This window comes from Pseudomonas sp. BN515, from assembly GCF_029873155.1.
Lineage (GTDB): Bacteria > Pseudomonadota > Gammaproteobacteria > Pseudomonadales > Pseudomonadaceae > Metapseudomonas.
Map to the genome: position 1 here is coordinate 58,549 of NZ_SSOH01000011.1, position 17,033 is coordinate 75,581.

14 protein-coding genes are annotated in these 17,033 nt (G+C 65.5%); all 14 read left to right on the forward strand.

The genetic code is table 11. The features are described 5' to 3' along the window. The first annotated feature begins 21 nt into the window (after positions 1–21). Positions 22–1,503 (forward strand): mannuronan synthase, encoded by a 1,482-nt coding sequence (alg8, locus tag E8E91_RS01505; protein ID WP_280374312.1) that lies wholly within the window; start codon positions 22–24, stop codon positions 1,501–1,503. A gap of 29 nt (positions 1,504–1,532) precedes the next feature. Beyond that, complete coding sequence (locus E8E91_RS01510) at positions 1,533–2,693, forward strand: alginate biosynthesis protein Alg44 (protein ID WP_280374313.1); 1,161 nt, start codon at positions 1,533–1,535, stop codon at positions 2,691–2,693. Positions 2,694–2,706: 13 nt separating this feature from the next. Continuing rightward, entirely contained in the window at positions 2,707–4,068 is a 1,362-nt protein-coding gene (gene algK, locus E8E91_RS01515) for an alginate biosynthesis TPR repeat lipoprotein AlgK (RefSeq protein WP_280374314.1), read from the forward strand. Positions 4,069–4,217: 149 nt separating this feature from the next. After that, positions 4,218–5,663 (forward strand): alginate export family protein, encoded by a 1,446-nt coding sequence (locus E8E91_RS01520; protein WP_280374436.1) that lies wholly within the window; start codon positions 4,218–4,220, stop codon positions 5,661–5,663. Between the two features lie 29 nt (positions 5,664–5,692). Further along, a complete protein-coding gene (algG, locus tag E8E91_RS01525) occupies positions 5,693–7,252 on the forward strand; it encodes a mannuronan 5-epimerase AlgG (protein WP_280374315.1) in 1,560 nt (519 codons plus the stop codon). Between the two features lie 11 nt (positions 7,253–7,263). Then, complete coding sequence (locus tag E8E91_RS01530) at positions 7,264–8,685, forward strand: alginate O-acetyltransferase (protein WP_280374316.1); 1,422 nt, start codon at positions 7,264–7,266, stop codon at positions 8,683–8,685. A gap of 16 nt (positions 8,686–8,701) precedes the next feature. Next, positions 8,702–9,799 (forward strand): mannuronate-specific alginate lyase, encoded by a 1,098-nt coding sequence (locus tag E8E91_RS01535; protein WP_280374317.1) that lies wholly within the window; start codon positions 8,702–8,704, stop codon positions 9,797–9,799. A 235-nt stretch (positions 9,800–10,034) separates the two neighbouring features. Then, complete coding sequence (locus tag E8E91_RS01540; protein ID WP_280374318.1) at positions 10,035–11,528, forward strand: MBOAT family protein; 1,494 nt, start codon at positions 10,035–10,037, stop codon at positions 11,526–11,528. A 12-nt stretch (positions 11,529–11,540) separates the two neighbouring features. Further along, a complete protein-coding gene (locus tag E8E91_RS01545; RefSeq protein WP_280374319.1) occupies positions 11,541–12,689 on the forward strand; it encodes an alginate O-acetyltransferase in 1,149 nt (382 codons plus the stop codon). Between the two features lie 69 nt (positions 12,690–12,758). Next, positions 12,759–13,403 (forward strand): alginate O-acetyltransferase AlgF, encoded by a 645-nt coding sequence (locus tag E8E91_RS01550; RefSeq protein ID WP_280374320.1) that lies wholly within the window; start codon positions 12,759–12,761, stop codon positions 13,401–13,403. A 138-nt stretch (positions 13,404–13,541) separates the two neighbouring features. Next, positions 13,542–14,984 carry a mannose-1-phosphate guanylyltransferase/mannose-6-phosphate isomerase gene (locus E8E91_RS01555; RefSeq protein ID WP_280374321.1) on the forward strand — a complete coding sequence of 481 codons (1,443 nt, stop codon included), beginning with the start codon at positions 13,542–13,544 and terminating at the stop codon, positions 14,982–14,984. A gap of 105 nt (positions 14,985–15,089) precedes the next feature. Next, complete coding sequence (locus E8E91_RS01560; RefSeq protein ID WP_280374322.1) at positions 15,090–15,554, forward strand: multidrug transporter; 465 nt, start codon at positions 15,090–15,092, stop codon at positions 15,552–15,554. 158 nt (positions 15,555–15,712) lie between these two features. Continuing rightward, positions 15,713–16,543, forward strand: coding sequence for an SDR family oxidoreductase (locus E8E91_RS01565; RefSeq protein WP_280374323.1), 831 nt, complete (start codon positions 15,713–15,715; stop codon positions 16,541–16,543). A 100-nt stretch (positions 16,544–16,643) separates the two neighbouring features. Then, positions 16,644–17,012, forward strand: a complete 369-nt coding sequence (locus tag E8E91_RS01570) for a hypothetical protein (RefSeq protein WP_280374324.1) — start codon at positions 16,644–16,646, stop codon at positions 17,010–17,012. Positions 17,013–17,033 lie beyond the last annotated feature (21 nt).

A 17,033-nucleotide genomic window follows, 5' to 3' on the forward strand; every position in this document is an offset into this window, starting at 1 on the left:
CAGTACAGGACGATTATCCCAATGGAAAAACTCAAAGATGGCCTGCTCGAAGCCTCGGGCTGGCTGTTCTACCTCATCGCGCTGATGCTGCTGGCACTGGCACTGCCCAAGTCTGTCTTCGATCCCGACTCCAAGCATTTCCTGCTGCTGATCGGGGCCGTCGGCATTTGGCGCTACTCCATGGGCGCCCTGCACTTCGCGCGCGGCACACTGTTCCTCTACTTCGTCTACCCCTGGTACAAGCGGCGCCTGGCCAAGCTCGGCAACGCGGCGGACCCGTCCCACGTGTTCCTGATGGTGACGAGTTTCCGCATCGAGGCCCTGACCACCGCCATGGTCTACCGCTCGGTGATCCAGGAAGCCATCGACTGCGGCTACCCGACCACCGTGGTCTGCTCCATCGTCGAGCTGTCCGATGAGCTGCTGGTGAAGAACCTCTGGACCAAGCTGGCACCGCCGCCGCGGGTCAAGCTGGACTTCGTGCGCATTCCCGGCACCGGCAAGCGTGATGGCCTGGCCTATGGCTTCCGCGCCATCTCCCGGCAACTGCCGGACGCGAACGCGGTGGTGGCGGTGATCGATGGTGACACCGTGCTGGCCGAAGGCGTGGTGAAGAAGACCGTGCCCTGGTTCAAGCTCTTCCCGAATGTCGGCGGCCTGACCACCAACGAGTTCTGCGAGGTGCGCGGCAGCTACATCATGAGCGAGTGGCACAAGCTGCGTTTCGCCCAGCGCCATCTCAACATGTGCTCCATGGCGCTCTCCAAGCGCGTGCTGACCATGACCGGGCGGATGTCGGTGTTCCGCGCCAGCGTGGTGACCGATCCGGACTTCATCGCCGACGTGGAAAGCGATCACCTGGACCACTGGCGCCTGGGTCGTTTCCAGTTCCTCACCGGTGACGACAAGTCCAGCTGGTACAGCCTGATGCGCCTGGGCTACGACACCTTCTACGTGCCGGATGCGGCGATCAACACGGTCGAGCACCCGCCGGAGAAGAGCTTCATCAAGGCCAGCCGCAAGCTGATGTTCCGCTGGTACGGCAACAACCTGCGACAGAACTCCCGCGCCCTGGCGCTGGGTCCGCGCCGCCTCGGCTGGTTCACCACCGTGGTGCTCGCCGACCAGCGCGCGTCGATGTGGACCTGCCTGCTGGGACTGGCCGTGGCCATCATCGCCAGCCTGAAGTACAGCATCGCCTACCTGCTGGTTTACCTGCTGTGGATCGGCATTACCCGCTTCGTCCTGACCCTGCTGCTCAGCATTACCGGGCACCGGATCGGGCCGGCCTACCCGCTGATCCTCTATTACAACCAGATCGTCGGGGCCCTGGTGAAGATCTACGTCTTCTTCCGTCTCGACCAGCAGTCCTGGACCCGCCAGAACACCAAGCTCAACCGTGACCTCGCCAGCTTCTCGCGCTGGTTCAACACCTGGTCCTCACGCGCCATGACCTTCTCCGCAACAAGCGTATTCATCGCCACGCTGCTGGCGATCGTGTGAGCACAAGGAACCTGACAGGAATCGAAGCCATGAATACAGCCGTCAATCTCAATGTGGTGCATGAATCCGAAGCCCAGCGCCAGCACGCGCGGGTGAAGATCCCCGGCAAAGTCCGCTACATCGCTCGCGGCGAACGCTTCGAAGCGTCGCTGCTGGACATCTCCGCCGGCGGTTTCGCCTTCACCGGCGGGCGCTCCGGCGCCAACATCGGCGACCACCACAAGGGCCGCCTGATGTTCCAGATCGACGGTCTCAGCCTCGGCCTGGACATCGAGTTCCAGGTGCGCGCCGTGGATGCGCGCAACGAGCGAGTCGGCTGCGTCTTCCACAGCCTGCAACCGCGCGATATCGCCACCCTGCGCTACCTGATCAGCTCCCACCTTTCCGGCGAGCTTGTCAGCGCCGGCGACCTGCTCAACACCCTGCAGCGCGAGAACTTCACCAAGCCGCGCAAGGGTGGCGCGGGCGGCGGCATGGGCCCGCTGGCGCGCCTGAAGGCGGTCGGCCTCAGTGCCGGCATCTTCGTCGTCGGCGTCACTGCCTTCGGCTACATCCTCAATTCGCTGTACGGCCTGTACTTCGTCACCCACGCCGACTCGGCCATGGTCGCGGTGCCCTCCATGCAGGTCACCATGCCACGCGAAGGTACCGTGCAGAGCCTGGTGAGCGCCGATGCCAGCGTGGAAAAAGGCGCGCCCATCGCGTCCTTCAACGCCACCATGCTGGAGATGCTCAAGGGCCACCTGACCGACGACCAGCTCACCCCGAAGAACGTCGAAGAGCTCTTCGGCAAGCAGATGAAGGGCACCCTCACCAGCCCGTGCAACTGCAAGATCGCCCGCCAGCTCGTGGCCGACGGCCAGTTCGCCAGCAAGGGCGACGTGATCTTCGAACTGGTCCCCCAGGACACCCAGGCCACCGTCCAGGCGCGCTTCCCGTTCCGCAACATCGGCCAGGCCAAGCCCGGCGCCCGCGTCACCTTCCAGGTGGCCGGCGAGGACCAGGTACGCCACGGCAAGATACTCAGCAGCAACCTGCACGACGGCAGCATGTCCGCCGACATCCGCGCCACCATCCAGCCCGACGAGCCGCTGCCCAGCACCCTCGCCGGCCAGCCGGTGGAAGTCAGTGTCGATCGCGGCCCGTCCCTCGACTGGCTGATCGATCGCGCCCTGGCGACAGGTTTCTGAGGAGGGCGCCGCCATGGCCCATCACGCTACTCCCGTCCTGCTGCTGGCCGCGGCCATCGCCCTGGCCGGCTGCGCCGGCCTGCCCGACGAGCGCCTCGCCCGCGAAGCCCTGAAGCGCGGTGACAACGCCACCGCCGAGCAGAACTTCCGCCAGTTGGCCGATCTCGGCTATGCCGACGCTGCGGTCGGTCTGGCCGACCTGCAGGTGGCCAGCGGTGACCCCGAGCAGCTCGCCAAGGCCGAGCAGACCTATCGCCAGGCCATGGACCAGTCGCCCCGCGCCAAGGCACGCCTGGGCAAACTGCTGACGCGCAAGACCGAGCTGAGCCCGGCCGAGCGCCGCGAGACCGCGCAGCTGCTGGAAGAGTCCTTCGCCGCCGGAGAAGAGAGCAGCCTGCTGCCGCTGGTGATGCTCTACCTGCAATACCCGCAGGACTTCCCCGAGGTGAACGTGCCGGCGCGCATCGCCAAGTGGCGTGCCGAGGGCCACACCCAGGCCGAGCTGGCGCAGATCCTCTTCTATCGCACCCAGGGCACCTACGATCAGCACCTGGGCGAGATCGAACAGATCTGCACCCGCAACCTGGCGCTGGCCGATGTCTGCTACGTCGAACTGGCCACCGTCTACCAGAAGCAGGGCAACGCCGATGCCCAGCAGAAGTTGCTGGACCAGCTGATGGCCGGCTACCGCGCCGGGCGCATTCCCGCCCAGCGCGTGGACTCGGTGGCCAACGTGCTGGCCGACGCCGACCTTGGCAAGCCGGACGACGGCAAGGCCAAGGAACTCCTGGAAGCCGTCGCGCCCACCTACCCCGCCGCCTGGGTCAGCCTGGCCAAGTTGCTCTACGACTACCCGGGCCAGGGTGATACCGAACAGCTGCTGGGTTACCTGGAGAAAGGCCGCGCCGCGTCCCTCCCCCAGGCCGAGCTGCTGCTGGGACGCCTCTACTACGAAGGCAAGCTGGTGCCGCTGGACCCGAAGAAGGCCGAGGAACACCTGCTGAAGGCCGCGCCGACCGAACCCCGCGCCAACTACCTGCTGGGTCAGATCTACCTGCGCGGCTACCTGGGTGAAATCGATCCGCAGAAGGCCCTCGAGCGGCTGCTTAGCGCCGCCCGCAACGGCCAGATCAACGCCGACTTCACCCTCGGCCAGATGTACGTCCAGGGCAAGGGTGTCCAGCGCAACCTGATCAATGCCTACGTCTTCAGCCAACTGGCCCTGCCCAAGAACACCCCGCAGGCCCAGGAACTGGCACAGCAGGTAGCGCAGCAATTGCCTCCGGCCGACCGCGCTCGCGCCGAGCAACTGCTGCGTGAAGAGCGCGCAGCCCGTGGCGCTGCAGTTCCAGACACCCAGATGAGCAGCCTATGAATTCCCATCCGCAGTTCTCCCGCGAGACGGCGCCACGCCTGACTAGGCTCAACGAGGCACGCGCTGCGTGCCCCGCCGTGTCGGGCCTTGAGGCTCCGGCACCTACCGCCAAGACGCAGGAACTGCGGACCGAGAGAGACCAATCGATGATGAACAAGAACCCCTGGATCAAGGCAGGCCTCAGCCTGTCCCTGCTGGCCGCAAGCATCGCCCACGCTGCCGAACCCGACGGCAAGAACTTCGGGCTGGATGTGAAGATCACCGCCCAATCGGAAGACGACCGCGACCTCGGTACCCGTGATGGCGGCGACGTGAATGGTATCGGTCTCGACCTGCGCCCCTGGGTCTACGGCGAGCGCGGCGAATGGAGCGCCTTCGCCATGGGCCAGGCGGTCACCGCCACCGATATCGTCGAGACCGACACCCTGGAATCGAGCGACATCGAAGCCGATGCCGGCCAGCGCAACAACGGCCGCGAGCCGGACAAGAGCTACCTGGCCATGCGCGAGTTCTGGGTCGACTACGGCGGCCTCACCGCCTACCCCGGCGAACACCTGCGCTTCGGCCGCCAGCGCGTCCGCAGCGAAGAAGGCACCTGGTGGGACACCAACATCGAAGCCCTGCGCTGGAGCTTCGACACCACCCTGCTGCGCGCCCACGCCGGCGTCGCCGAGCGCTTCAGCGACTACCGCACCGACATCGACGAACTGGCCCCGGAAGACGAAGACCGCCAGCACTTCTTCGGCGACATCTCCACCCAATGGCGCCCCGGCCACTGGGTCGGCGCCAAGCTTCACCACAGCCGCGACAACGGCGACCTGCCCAACGTCGGCGAGGAAGTGGATGAACTGGACAAGCGCACCACCGGCGACCTGACCTGGCTGGGCCTGGAAGCCGATGGCGGCTTCTTCGACCGCCGCTCCACCCTGCCGCTGAACTACTGGGCCCAGGCCACCTGGCTGACCGGCGACGTGGACGAGCTGCAGCAGACGCCGGTGGGCAACCAGAACATCGCCAGCGGCAAGCGCAATGTCGACGTGGATGCCTGGGCGGTCGACCTTGGCCTGCGCTGGAACATCGACGATCAGTGGAAGGTCGGCGGCGCCTACGCCCGTGGCAGCGGCGGTGGCGATAACGACAGCTCCGAGCAGTTCCGCCAGACCGGCCTTGAGAGCAACCGCTCCAACTTCACCGGCACCGAAGCCCGCATGCACCGCTTCGGCGAAGCCTTCCGCGGCGAGCTGAGCAACCTGCAAGTGGCCACCGCCTTCACGTCCTGGCAGATGGGCGAGGACTACGACGCGAGCGTCGTCTACCACCGCTTCTGGCGCGTGGACGACAACCAGGACGTCGGCCAGAGCGGAATCATCGCGCCGCTGGAAGACGGCGAGAAAGACATCGGCCAGGAGATGGACCTGGTGGTCACCCGCTACTTCAAGCAGGGCCTGCTGCCGGCTTCCATGGCCGAGCACATGGACGAGCGTTCGGCCCTGGTGCGCTTCCGTGGCGGCGTGTTCAAGCCCGGCGATGCCTACGCCAGCGGCACCGATTCGGTGATGCACCGCGCCTTCGTCGACTTCATCTGGCGCTTCTGATGGGCATTGGGCGCAAGGGAGGAACAGCCATGAAACGTGGCATGGGAACCACATTGCTGGCGGGGGGCGTCATTCTTGGCGCCCTGCAGTTCGCCTCGCCCTGGGTCCAGGGCGAGGAGCTGACCCAGCAACTCAAGCCGATCAAGAACTACAAGGTGCTCACCGCGCCCGTCGAGCAGTTGCACCTGGACACGCCCAAGCTGCCGGACATGACCGGCTACACGGCCGAGGCCGTGGAAGCGAAGATCGACCGCGGCACCCGTGGCCGCGTGGTGGTCCGGCGCATGCTCCAGCAGGATGCGCTGAAGGACTTCATCGGCGGTAACGAGCGCCTGCGCGAATGGGTCCAGCGCCAGCACGGCATGCCCCAGGCGATCTTCGTCGAGGGCGGCTACGTGACCCCGGAAGACCTGGCCAAGGCCCTGCCCGACAGTCAGTTCAGCGAGACTGAGCCCGGCGTGTACCTCGCCCGCCTGCCGCTGGTGGTGGCCCAGGGCGCGAGCCTGCAGATCGGCAAGGAGACCAAGGACTTCCGCCTCTCCCAGGAGCGCGGCGCCTTCCTGGTCAACGACGGCAAGTTGTTCATCACCGGTACCCAGCTCACCGCCTGGAACGAGAAGAACAAGTCGCCGGCCTGGTTCCACAAGCCCGAGGAGTTCCGCCCGTTCCTGGTGTCCTGGGGCGGCAGCGAGCTGTACATCGTCGGCAGCAAGGTCACGAGCCTGGGCTACGACAACTCCAAGTCCTACGGCGTCTCCATCACCCAGTACACCCCGGGCCAGGCCAAGCGCCTGAAGCGCACCGCGCCCACCGGCTGGCTGCTGGATTCCGAGTTCGTCGACCACTGGTACGGTTTCTACTGCTTCGAAGCCGAAAACGTGGTCATCAAGGGCAATACCTACCGCGACAACATCGTCTACGGCATCGACCCCCACGACCGTTCGAGGGGCCTGCTCATCGCCCACAACACCGTCTTCGGGACCAAGAAGAAGCACGGGATCATCATCTCCCGTGAGGTGGACGACAGCTGGATCGTTCACAACAAGACCTACGACAACAAGCTCTCGGGCATCGTCATCGACCGTAACTCGGTGAACAATCTCGTGGCCTGGAACGAGGTCTACCAGAACCATTCCGACGGCATCACCCTCTACGAGAGCTCGAACAACCTGCTGTGGGGCAACAAGATCCTCAGCAACCAGCGCCACGGCATCCGCGTGCGCAACAGCGTGAACATCCGCCTGTACGAGAACCTCTCGGCGGCCAACGGCCTGACCGGCGTGTATGGCCACATCAAGGACCTCTCCAACACCGACCGGAACGTCAAGCTCGACCCCTTCGACACCAAGGTCTCGCTGATCGTGGTGGGCGGCAAGCTCGCCGGCAACGGTTCCAGCCCCCTTTCCATCGACTCGCCGCTGTCGGTCGAGCTGTACCGCGTCGAGTTGCTCGCCCCGAGCAAATCCACCGGCATCAGCTTCGCCGGCGTACTCGGCGAAAAGCAGGACGAAATCCTCGACCTGATGGTGCGCCGCAAGAAGGCGGTGCTGATCGACCCCGTCGAAAGCCAGGCCGAGCTCCAGGACTGAGGTATCCGCCCATGACCAGACTATCCCGCAAGTGGTTCTCCCCCTCCGCCCTGGCCGCCGCCCTGCTGGCCGCCGCCCAGGGCGCGCACGCGGCGCCCGAGTACAGCGTGCAGGCAACCGGCCCACTCTGTGCCGCGGCGCAGAATCCGGCCAACTACAACACCAAGTACCTGAGCTTCTTCACCACCCTGGTGCAAGGACAGGGCGACTGGCTGTTCCGTACCGAGAACGACCTGCGTACCGACTTCGGTACCACGCAGTTCGGCTGGAGCCAGCTGAAGCGCCTGCGCGATGCGCTCAAGGCCAAGGGCGTCGAGCTGATGGTGGTCTACCAGCCCACCCGTGGCCTGATCGATCGCGAGAAGCTGACCCCGGAAGAGAAGGCCCGCTTCAACTACGAGCTGGCGAAAAAGAACTACCTCGCCGCCGTGGACCACTTCCGCAAGGCCGGCATCTGGGTGACCGACCTCTCGCCGCTGTTCGACGAGAAGGGCGTGGACACCGACTACTACTTCAAGGCCGACCACCACTGGACCCCGGCCGGTGCCGACCGCACCGCCAAGCTGGTGGCCGAGACCCTGAAGCAGATCCCCGGCTTCGGCGACATCCCGAAGCAGGAATACGAGAGCAAGGTGGTGGGCCTGCTGCCCAAGGCCGGCACCCTGCACAAGACCGCAGCGCAGTTCTGCGGCACCGGCTACGCGACCCAGTATGTCGACCGCTACGAGACGGAAGCCTCGGGCGACGGCGGCAGTGGCGACAGCCTGTTCGGCGACGAGTCCAACCCGCAGGTGGTCCTGGTGGGCACCAGTAACAGCGGCCCGGCCTACAACTTCGCCGGCTTCCTGCAGCAACACAGCGGCGCCGAGGTGCTCAACATGGCGGTCAGCGGCGGCGGCTTCGAAAGCGCCCTGATGCAGTACATGAGCAGCAAGGAATTCCACGAGAACACGCCGAAGGTGCTGATCTGGGAGTTCGCCACCCACTACGACATGGCTGAGGCGAGCTTCTATCGCCAGGCGGTGCCGATGGTGAACAACGGCTGCGAAGGCCGGCCCAAGGTGCTGAAGAACAAGATCAAGCTCAAGCCCGGCGCCAACGAAGTGCTGGTCAACAGCAACGGCCTCCCCCTGCGCGGCCGTGACTACCAGGTGGACCTGCGCCTCAGCGACCCGTCCATCCACGAGTTGAAGACCACCGTCTGGTACCTCAACGGCCGTCGCGAAAACTTCAAGCTGGAACAGAGCGACCGCATTGATACCGGCGGGCGCTATGCCTTCGAGCTGCGCAATGAAGCGGACTGGGCCGACCTGAACATGCTCGCCCTGGAAGTCCACAGCCCCGAACCCATGCCCCAGGAACTCAGCGTCGATGTCAGCGTCTGCGCGCGTCCCGGCAAGGGCGGCGGCAACCTCACGGCCAACGCCGAGTGAGGAAGAGGAGGTTCCCATGAACACCAGACACTGGCTGATCGCTCCCCTGCTCGCGGGCATGCTGCTCGCAGGGCAAGCCCATGCCGCCGACCTGGTGCCGCCCAAAGGCTATTTCGCGCCCATCGTGGGCAACGCCAAGTCCGGCGGCACCTGCAAGGCGCCACCGGCGCCCTACACCGCCAAACTGGAGTTCCGCAGCAAGTACGAAGGCTCCGACAAGGCCCGCTCCACGCTCAATCCGGAAGCGGAAAAAGCCTTCCGCGAAAAGACCGCCGCCATCACCGAGATGGAGCGCGGTGTCAGCAAGATGGTCACGGACTACATGCGCAAGGGCCAGCGCACCCAGCTCGAATGCACCCTGCAATGGCTGGATAGCTGGGCCCAGGCCAATGCCCTGCTGAGCACCGAGTACAACCACACTGGCAAGTCCATGCGCAAATGGGCGCTGGGCAGCATGGCTTCGGCCTACCTGCGGCTGAAGTTCTCCGAGTCGCAGCCGCTGGCGCCCTACGCCGCGCAGACCCGGGTGATCGAATCCTGGTTCTCGCACCTGGCCGACCAGGTGGTGCACGACTGGAGCGACCTGCCGCTGAAGCAGATCAACAACCACTCCTACTGGGCCGCCTGGTCGGTGATGGCCACCGCCGTTGCGACCAACCGCCAGGACCTCTTCGACTGGTCGGTGGCGCAGTTCCGCGTGGCCGCCGGCCAGGTGGACGAGGACGGCTTCCTGCCCAACGAACTCAAGCGTCGCCAGCGCGCCCTGGCCTACCACAACTACAGCCTGCCGCCGCTGGCGATGATCGCCAGCTTCGCCCAGGCCAACGGTGTTGACCTGCGCGAGGAGAACGACGGCGCACTGCGCCGCCTCGGCGAGAAGGTGCTGGCCGGCGTGGATGACCAGGACGACTTCAGTGACAAGGCCGGCAAGGACCAGGACATGAGCGAGCTGAAGAAACACAGCAAGTTCTCCTGGCTGGAGCCCTGGTGCTCGCTCTACCAGTGCTCGTCGGAAACCCTCGAACTCAAGGACGAGATGGGCCCCTACAAGACCTTCCGCCTCGGCGGGGACGTGACCCAGGTCTTCCACCCGAAGAAGGAGGGCGGGAGCTAGCAACAGCCCCCTCTTCCGCAAGCGGGAGAGGACGTCGAAGCAGCCGGCTCAAGTGTTCTGCATGGCACAGATAGCCCCCTCTCCCTCCGGGAGAGGGCTGGGGTGAGGGGAATTGGGCTCTGCACGGAGTTCAGCCCCCTCCCCCCCCGCCCCCTCTCCCAATGGGAGAGGGGAGAAAAAACGCCCCCGCCACCGCAGGCGGGCCTGATATCAAACGTTCAACGGAGAGACTCGGATGGTCTTTTCTTCCAACGTGTTCCTGTTCCTGTTCTTGCCGACATTCCTCGGCTTGTACTACCTGGTCGGGACACGCTACAGAAACCTGCTGTTGCTGGTCGCCAGCTACATCTTCTACGCCTGGTGGCGCATCGACTTCCTGGCGCTGTTCGCCGCCGTCACGGTATTCAACTACTGGATCGGCCTGCGTATAGGCGCGGCTGGCGTGCGCACGAAAACGGCGCAGAAATGGCTGCTCCTCGGCGTGGTGGTGGACCTCTGCGTCCTCGGCTACTTCAAGTACGCCAACTTCGGCGTCGACAGCCTCAACGCCATCATCACCTCGTTCGGCATGGAACCCTTCGTGCTCACGCACATCCTGCTGCCGATCGGGATCTCCTTCTACGTCTTCGAGTCCATCAGTTACATCATCGACGTCTACCGCGGCGACACCCCGGCGACGCACAACCTGATCGACTTCGCGGCCTTCGTGGCGATCTTCCCGCACCTGATCGCCGGCCCGGTGCTGCGCTTCCGTGACCTGGTGGACCAGTTCAACCATCGCACTCACACGGTGGACAAGTTCGCCGAGGGCTGCACGCGCTTCATGCAGGGCTTCATCAAGAAGGTCTTCATCGCCGACAGCATCGCGCCGATCGCCGATCACTGCTTCGCCCTCTCCGACCCGACCACGGGGGATGCCTGGCTCGGCGCGCTGGCCTACACCGCGCAGCTGTACTTCGACTTCTCCGGCTACAGCGACATGGCCATCGGCCTCGGCCTGATGATGGGTTTCCGCTTCATGGAGAACTTCAACCAGCCGTACATCAGCCAGTCCATCACCGAGTTCTGGCGGCGCTGGCACATCAGCCTGTCCACCTGGCTGCGGGACTACCTGTACATCAGCCTGGGCGGCAACCGTGGCGGTACGTTCCAGACCTACCGCAACCTGTTCCTCACCATGCTGCTGGGCGGTCTGTGGCACGGCGCCAACTTCACCTACATCATCTGGGGCGCCTGGCACGGCACCTGGCTGGCCATCGAACGCGCACTGGGTGTGAACGCCGCGCCGCGCGCGCTCAACCCGCTGAAGTGGGCCCTCACCTTCCTGCTGGTGGTGATCGGCTGGGTGATCTTCCGCGCCGAGAACCTGGACGTGGCCTGGCGCATGTACGCCGCCATGTTCAGCTTCGGTGACTGGAGCCTCTCCGAACTCAATCGCGCCCAGCTCACCAGCCTGCAGATCGCCACCCTGGTGCTGGCCTATGTAGTGCTGGCCATCTTCGGCATCCGCCAGTTCTACGCCCAGCCGCTGGCCGGCGCGCCCAAGGCGAAGGCCCGCGATGAGGACGACGGCATCGCCATCAATGCGGACGGCAGCGCCACCCTCGGCGCCAGCCGCGTGAAGCTCGGCGCCCTCGCCTTCCACGCCGCCGTGCTGCTGTTGTTCGCCGCCTCGGTGCTGAAGCTCTCGGCGCAGAGTTTCTCGCCCTTCCTGTACTTCCAGTTCTGAGTGGAGCCGACCATGAACAGAACCCTGAACCTGCTCTACATCCTGCTCTTCTCCGCGCTGTTGCTGGCCCTCAGCCTGTGGTCCCTGCGCGGAGTGCTGGGCTTCTCCGTGGCCAGCGAAACCAGTGTGCTGGACGGCAAGCTGGCCCAGGCCTTCGAGAAGCGCTACGACGACCAGTTCCCGATCAAGCAACTGGGTACCAACCTCTGGGCGCTGCTGGACTACAAGCTGTTCGGCGAAGGCCGCCAGGGCGTGGTCATCGGCCAGGACGGCTGGCTCTACTCGGACGAGGAGTTCGACCCGGTAGCCGAGGGCAATCGCCATGTGCGTGACAACCTGGCACTGATCGGGGGCGTGCGCGACGAACTGGCGAAGCACAACGTGGAGCTGATGCTGGCCATCATCCCGGCCAAGTCCCGCCTCTACCCCGAGTACGTGGGCGAAACCACTCCCACCGCCCTGCGCCAGGACCTCTATGAGCGCTTCCGTGGTGTGGCGCGCAAAGCCGGAATCCTCGCCCCTGACCTGCTCGCCACCCTGGAACAGGCCAAAGACAACGGCCAGGTCTTCCTGCGCACCGATACCCACTGGACTCCGCTGGGCGCCGAAGCCGTGGCCGGCAGCCTGGGCAAGGCCGTGGGCGAGGCCATGAGCCTGCGTGGCACGCCGCAGCAGTACGTGACTGAAATCCAGGGCGAGGATGCCTACAAGGGCGACCTGACCCGCTTCCTGCCCCTGGACCCGCTGTTCGAGAACCTGATGCCGGCTCCGGACCAGTTGCAGAAACGCTCCACCCGCAGCCAGAGCGAGGGGTCCGCCGGTGACGACGCGCTGTTCGCCGAAAGCGATGTGCCGGTGGTGCTGGTGGGCACCAGCTACAGCGCCAACGACAAGTGGAACTTCGCCGGTGCCCTGCGCCAGGCCCTGCAGCGTGACCTGGTGAACCACGCCGAGGATGGCCACGGGCCGATCCTGCCGATGCTCAAGTACCTCAAGAGCGACGAACTGAAGGACGCCCCGCCGCAGCTGGTGATCTGGGAATTCCCGGAACGCTACCTGCCGATGCTGAGCGACCTGTCCGATTTCGATCCCGAATGGATCGCCAGCCTGCGCAAGGGCGCCGGCACCGATGAACGCCTGGCTTCGCGCTCGGGCAAATGAATCTCCCCTCACGAGGGGAAAACAGGGCCGAAACCGGCCCGATCAAGAGAGCAGATGGAGGAACACCTCATGAACCGACAGAACAACCGCAGCTGGACGTCTTATGCCTGCGCCCTCGTGCTCGGCCTCGGCGCCCTGCAGGCCCAGGCAGATGAAGGTGGCCTGTACGGCCCGCAGGCGCCCAAGGGCTCCGCATTCGTCCGCGCCTACAACGCCAGCAGCAGCGAGCTCAGCATCAACGTCGGCAACACTGCGCTGAACGACGTGCCTCCGCTCGGCTCCAGCGACTTCAAGTTCCTCCCGGCGGGCAACTACAGCGCCCAGATCGGCAGCAGCAATCTCCCGGTGAAGCTGGAAGCCGACCGCTACTACACCCTGGTCAACCAGACCGGCAAGAACCCGCAACTGGTGGAAGAACCGCCCTACACGAACAAGCAAAAGGCCCTTCTGCGCGTGCAGAACCTGTCCGACGCGAAGCTCACCCTGAAGACCGCCGACGGCAAGACCCCGGTCGTCGAGGACGTGGCTCCGCAAGGCCGCGGCGAACGCGAGATCAATCCGGTGAAAGTCGGCCTCGCCCTGTTCGACGGCACCCGCAAGGTCAGCGACCTCAAGCCCGTCTCCCTGCAGCGCGGTGAAGTGGTCTGCCTCTACATCACCGGCAGCGGCGGCAAGCTCTCCCCGGTCTGGGTCAAGCGCCCGGCCGAATCCTGAGGCCAGGCCTCAACGGAGCGAGAACCGGTGCGGGACGAACCGCGCCGGTCATTACCCGCCACGCAGAGGGCGGGAAAGAAAGAAATGTGATCGATGGAAGCAGTGCCCTCAAACCATGACAGTTCTAGGAGAAACACCATGATTCCCGTGATCCTCTCTGGCGGTAGCGGCTCTCGCCTCTGGCCTCTTTCGCGCAAGCAGTATCCCAAGCAGTTCCTCGCCCTCACCGGCGAACAGACCCTGTTCCAGCAGACCCTGCAGCGCCTGAACTTCGACGGTATGCAACAGGCCGTCCTGGTGGCCAACCAGGATCACCGCTTCATCGTGCAGGAGCAGCTCGACGCCGTCGGCATCCAGGCCCAGGCCATGCTGCTCGAGCCCTTCGGCCGCAACACCGCGCCGGCCGTGGCGATCGCCGCCATGCAGCTTCTGGCCGAAGGCCGTGACGAGCTGATGCTGGTGCTCCCGGCCGACCACGTGCTGCGCGACCAGCGCGCCTTCCAGCAGGCCCTGGCACTGGCCACCATCGCCGCCGAAAAAGGCGAGATGGTGCTCTTCGGCGTTCCCGCCGAGCGCCCGGAAACCGGCTATGGCTACATCCGCAGCAAGGCCGATGTCCGCCTGCCGGATGGCATCAGCCGCGTTGCCGAGTTCGTCGAGAAGCCGAACGAAGACCTGGCCCGCCAGTACGTGGAGTCCGGCGACTACTTCTGGAACAGCGGCATGTTCCTGTTCCGCGCCAGCCGCTTCCTGGAAGAGCTGAAGCACCACGACGTGGACATCTACGACACCTGCCTGCTGGCCCTGGAGCGCAGCAAGCGTGACGGCATCGCGGTGAGCATCGACTCGGCCACCTTCGCCTGCTGCCCGGACAACTCCATCGACTACGCGGTAATGGAGAAAACCGAGCGCGCCTGCGTGGTGCCGCTCTCCGCCGGCTGGAACGACGTGGGCAGCTGGAGCTCCATCTGGGAAGTGCACGACAAGGACCAGGACGGCAACGTCACCAAGGGCGACGTGGTGGTGCAGGACAGCCACAACTGCCTGGTGCACGGCAACGGCAAGCTGGTGTCGGTGATCGGCCTGGACGACGTGGTGGTGGTCGAGACCAAGGACGCCATGATGATCGCCCACAAAGACCGCGTGCAGGACGTGAAGAAGCTGGTCAACAAGCTGGATGCCGATGGCCGCAGCGAAACCCAGAACCACTGCGCCGTGTACCGCCCCTGGGGCTCGTACGACTCGGTGGACATGGGTGGCCGCTTCCAGGTCAAGCACATCACCGTGAAGCCCGGCGCGCAGCTTTCGCTGCAGATGCACCACCACCGCGCCGAACACTGGATCGTGGTCTCCGGCACCGCCCAGGTGACCTGCGACGAGAAGGTGTTCCTGCTCACCGAAAACCAGTCGACCTACATCCCGATCGCCTCCGTGCACCGCCTGGCCAACCCGGGCAAGATTCCGCTGGAGATCATCGAGGTGCAGTCCGGCAGCTACCTGGGTGAAGACGACATCGAGCGCCTGGATGACGTCTACGGCCGCGCGCCGCAAAGCGCGACGGTGCACAGCATCGCCCGCTGACCTGTAGGAGCCGGCTTGCTGGCGAAGGGCAACCTTTCGCGAGCAAGCTCGCTCCTCGGTCATAGGCACTCTTGCTAGCATGGAAGGCCTCAAGGAGGTCCTTCCATGCTCGTTGGCGCCGTTCTCTTCCTCACCTGGCTGATCCTGCTGGTTCGTTACCCGGCCAAGGCCCTGTCGCTGTCCCTGGCGGCCGTGCTTGGCGTAGCGCTGATCGCCGTCTGGGTGCTCTGGGAAGAACGCGGCACGGAACGCCGTTTCTCCCGCCTCGATATCCAGCTCTCGTACGCTCCGCAAAGCTGCCCCGCAGACCGCCCGCTGGCAATTCGGGTGCATAACGGCGACAAGGCGGTACTGCGCGATTTCGCCTGGCAGGTCCAGGCCTTCCGCCCCGGCGACACCATCAACCTCGCCCAGCCCAGCTACGACCATCCGCGCTACCTCGGCCCTTCCGAACTGCAGCCGGGTGCCGCATGGCAGGACTGCCTCGCCCTGCCGCCCATTCGCCAGGGTTATCGCGCACAATCCCTGGAGTTTCGCGCCGCCAATCTGCGTGGCACATTCGTCGACTGAACTGAAAGCACCCTCTCCCCAGCCCTCTCCCTGAAGGGAGAGGGAGCAGTCCGCGCAATGATCGAACTTCGCACAGGCTGCTTGTCTCCCCTCTCCTCTTCAGGGAGAGGGGCCGGGGGAGAGGGAAAACCGGACACAACTGCCTCAAAGGACCCGAGATGCCCACCCCCACCGCCCTGATCACCGGTTGCTCCAGCGGCATCGGCCGCGCCCTGGCCGACACCTTCAAGGCCGCCGGCTACAGCGTCTGGGCTACCGCCCGCAAGCCGCAGGACCTGGCCGCGCTGGAAGCCGCCGGATTCACCGCCGTTGCACTGGACGTCAATGACCAGCCCGCCGTAGCGGCCCTCGCCGCGCGCCTGGAGCAGGAGGAAGGCGGCCTCGACGTGCTGGTGAACAACGCCGGTTTCGGCGCCATGGGGCCGCTGCTGGACGGCGGCGTCGAGGCCCTGCGCAAGCAGTTCGACACCAACGTCTTCGCCCTGGTGGATGTGACCCGCGCCTGCTTCCCGTTGCTGCGCAAACGCCGTGGTCTGGTGGTGAACATCGGCAGCGTCTCCGGCGTGCTGGTCACCCCTTTCGCCGGTGCCTACTGCGCCTCCAAGGCGGCCGTGCATGCCCTCTCCGATGCCCTGCGCCTGGAACTGGCGCCCTTCGGCATCGACCTGATGGAAGTGCAGCCCGGCGCCATCGCCTCCAGCTTCGGCGCCAGCGCCACCCGCGAGGCGGAAAACCTGATCGCCGAGGGTTCGCCCTGGTGGCCGGTGCGTGAAGGCATCCGCGCGCGTGCGCGCGCTTCCCAGGACAATCCCACCCCGGCCGAAGACTTCGCCCGCACCCTGCTTGCTGCGGTGCAACGCAAACCGCGCCCGTCGCTGGTACGCATCGGCAACGGCAGCCGCGCCCTGCCCCTGCTGGCGCGCTGGATACCGAGATCGTTGCTGGACCGGGTGCTGAAGAAGCGCTTCGGCCTCGGCGTCGAGTTGTGACGCCCCCGTAGGTTGGCGCCGAGCGCAGCGAGGCCCAACGCGACGTGCGTTCATGGCCTATCAGCTAGAGTTATCCCCGCCCTGGTCCCGAGGAACCACCATGTCGCTCCCCATGCGCTACGCCGTCGGCGGCGTGGCCCTGGCCATCGTCCTGAACCTGCTCTTGCGCAGCTTCGCCAAAGTTGGCGGCATTTTCGCCACCCTGCTGATCGCCGCCGCCACGGCCGCCCTGCTGGCCCTGGCCTTCCGCTTCATCCAGCGTCGCGCACCGGAGCCGGGCGAGCGCTGGCGCATCGTCCTCGGCTACGGCGGCCTGCTCGGGCTGCTATACCTAGGACTGCTGGCGATGATGACCTTGCAGGACACTCCCAGCCCCATGGGCGTCCTGCTGTTGCTGGTGCATTACCTCTGCTATCCGGTAATGGCCGCATTGCTACTGTCGGAACGGGTGTTCGCGAGATTCCGCTGACGCCCCACAAGGATGTCCACC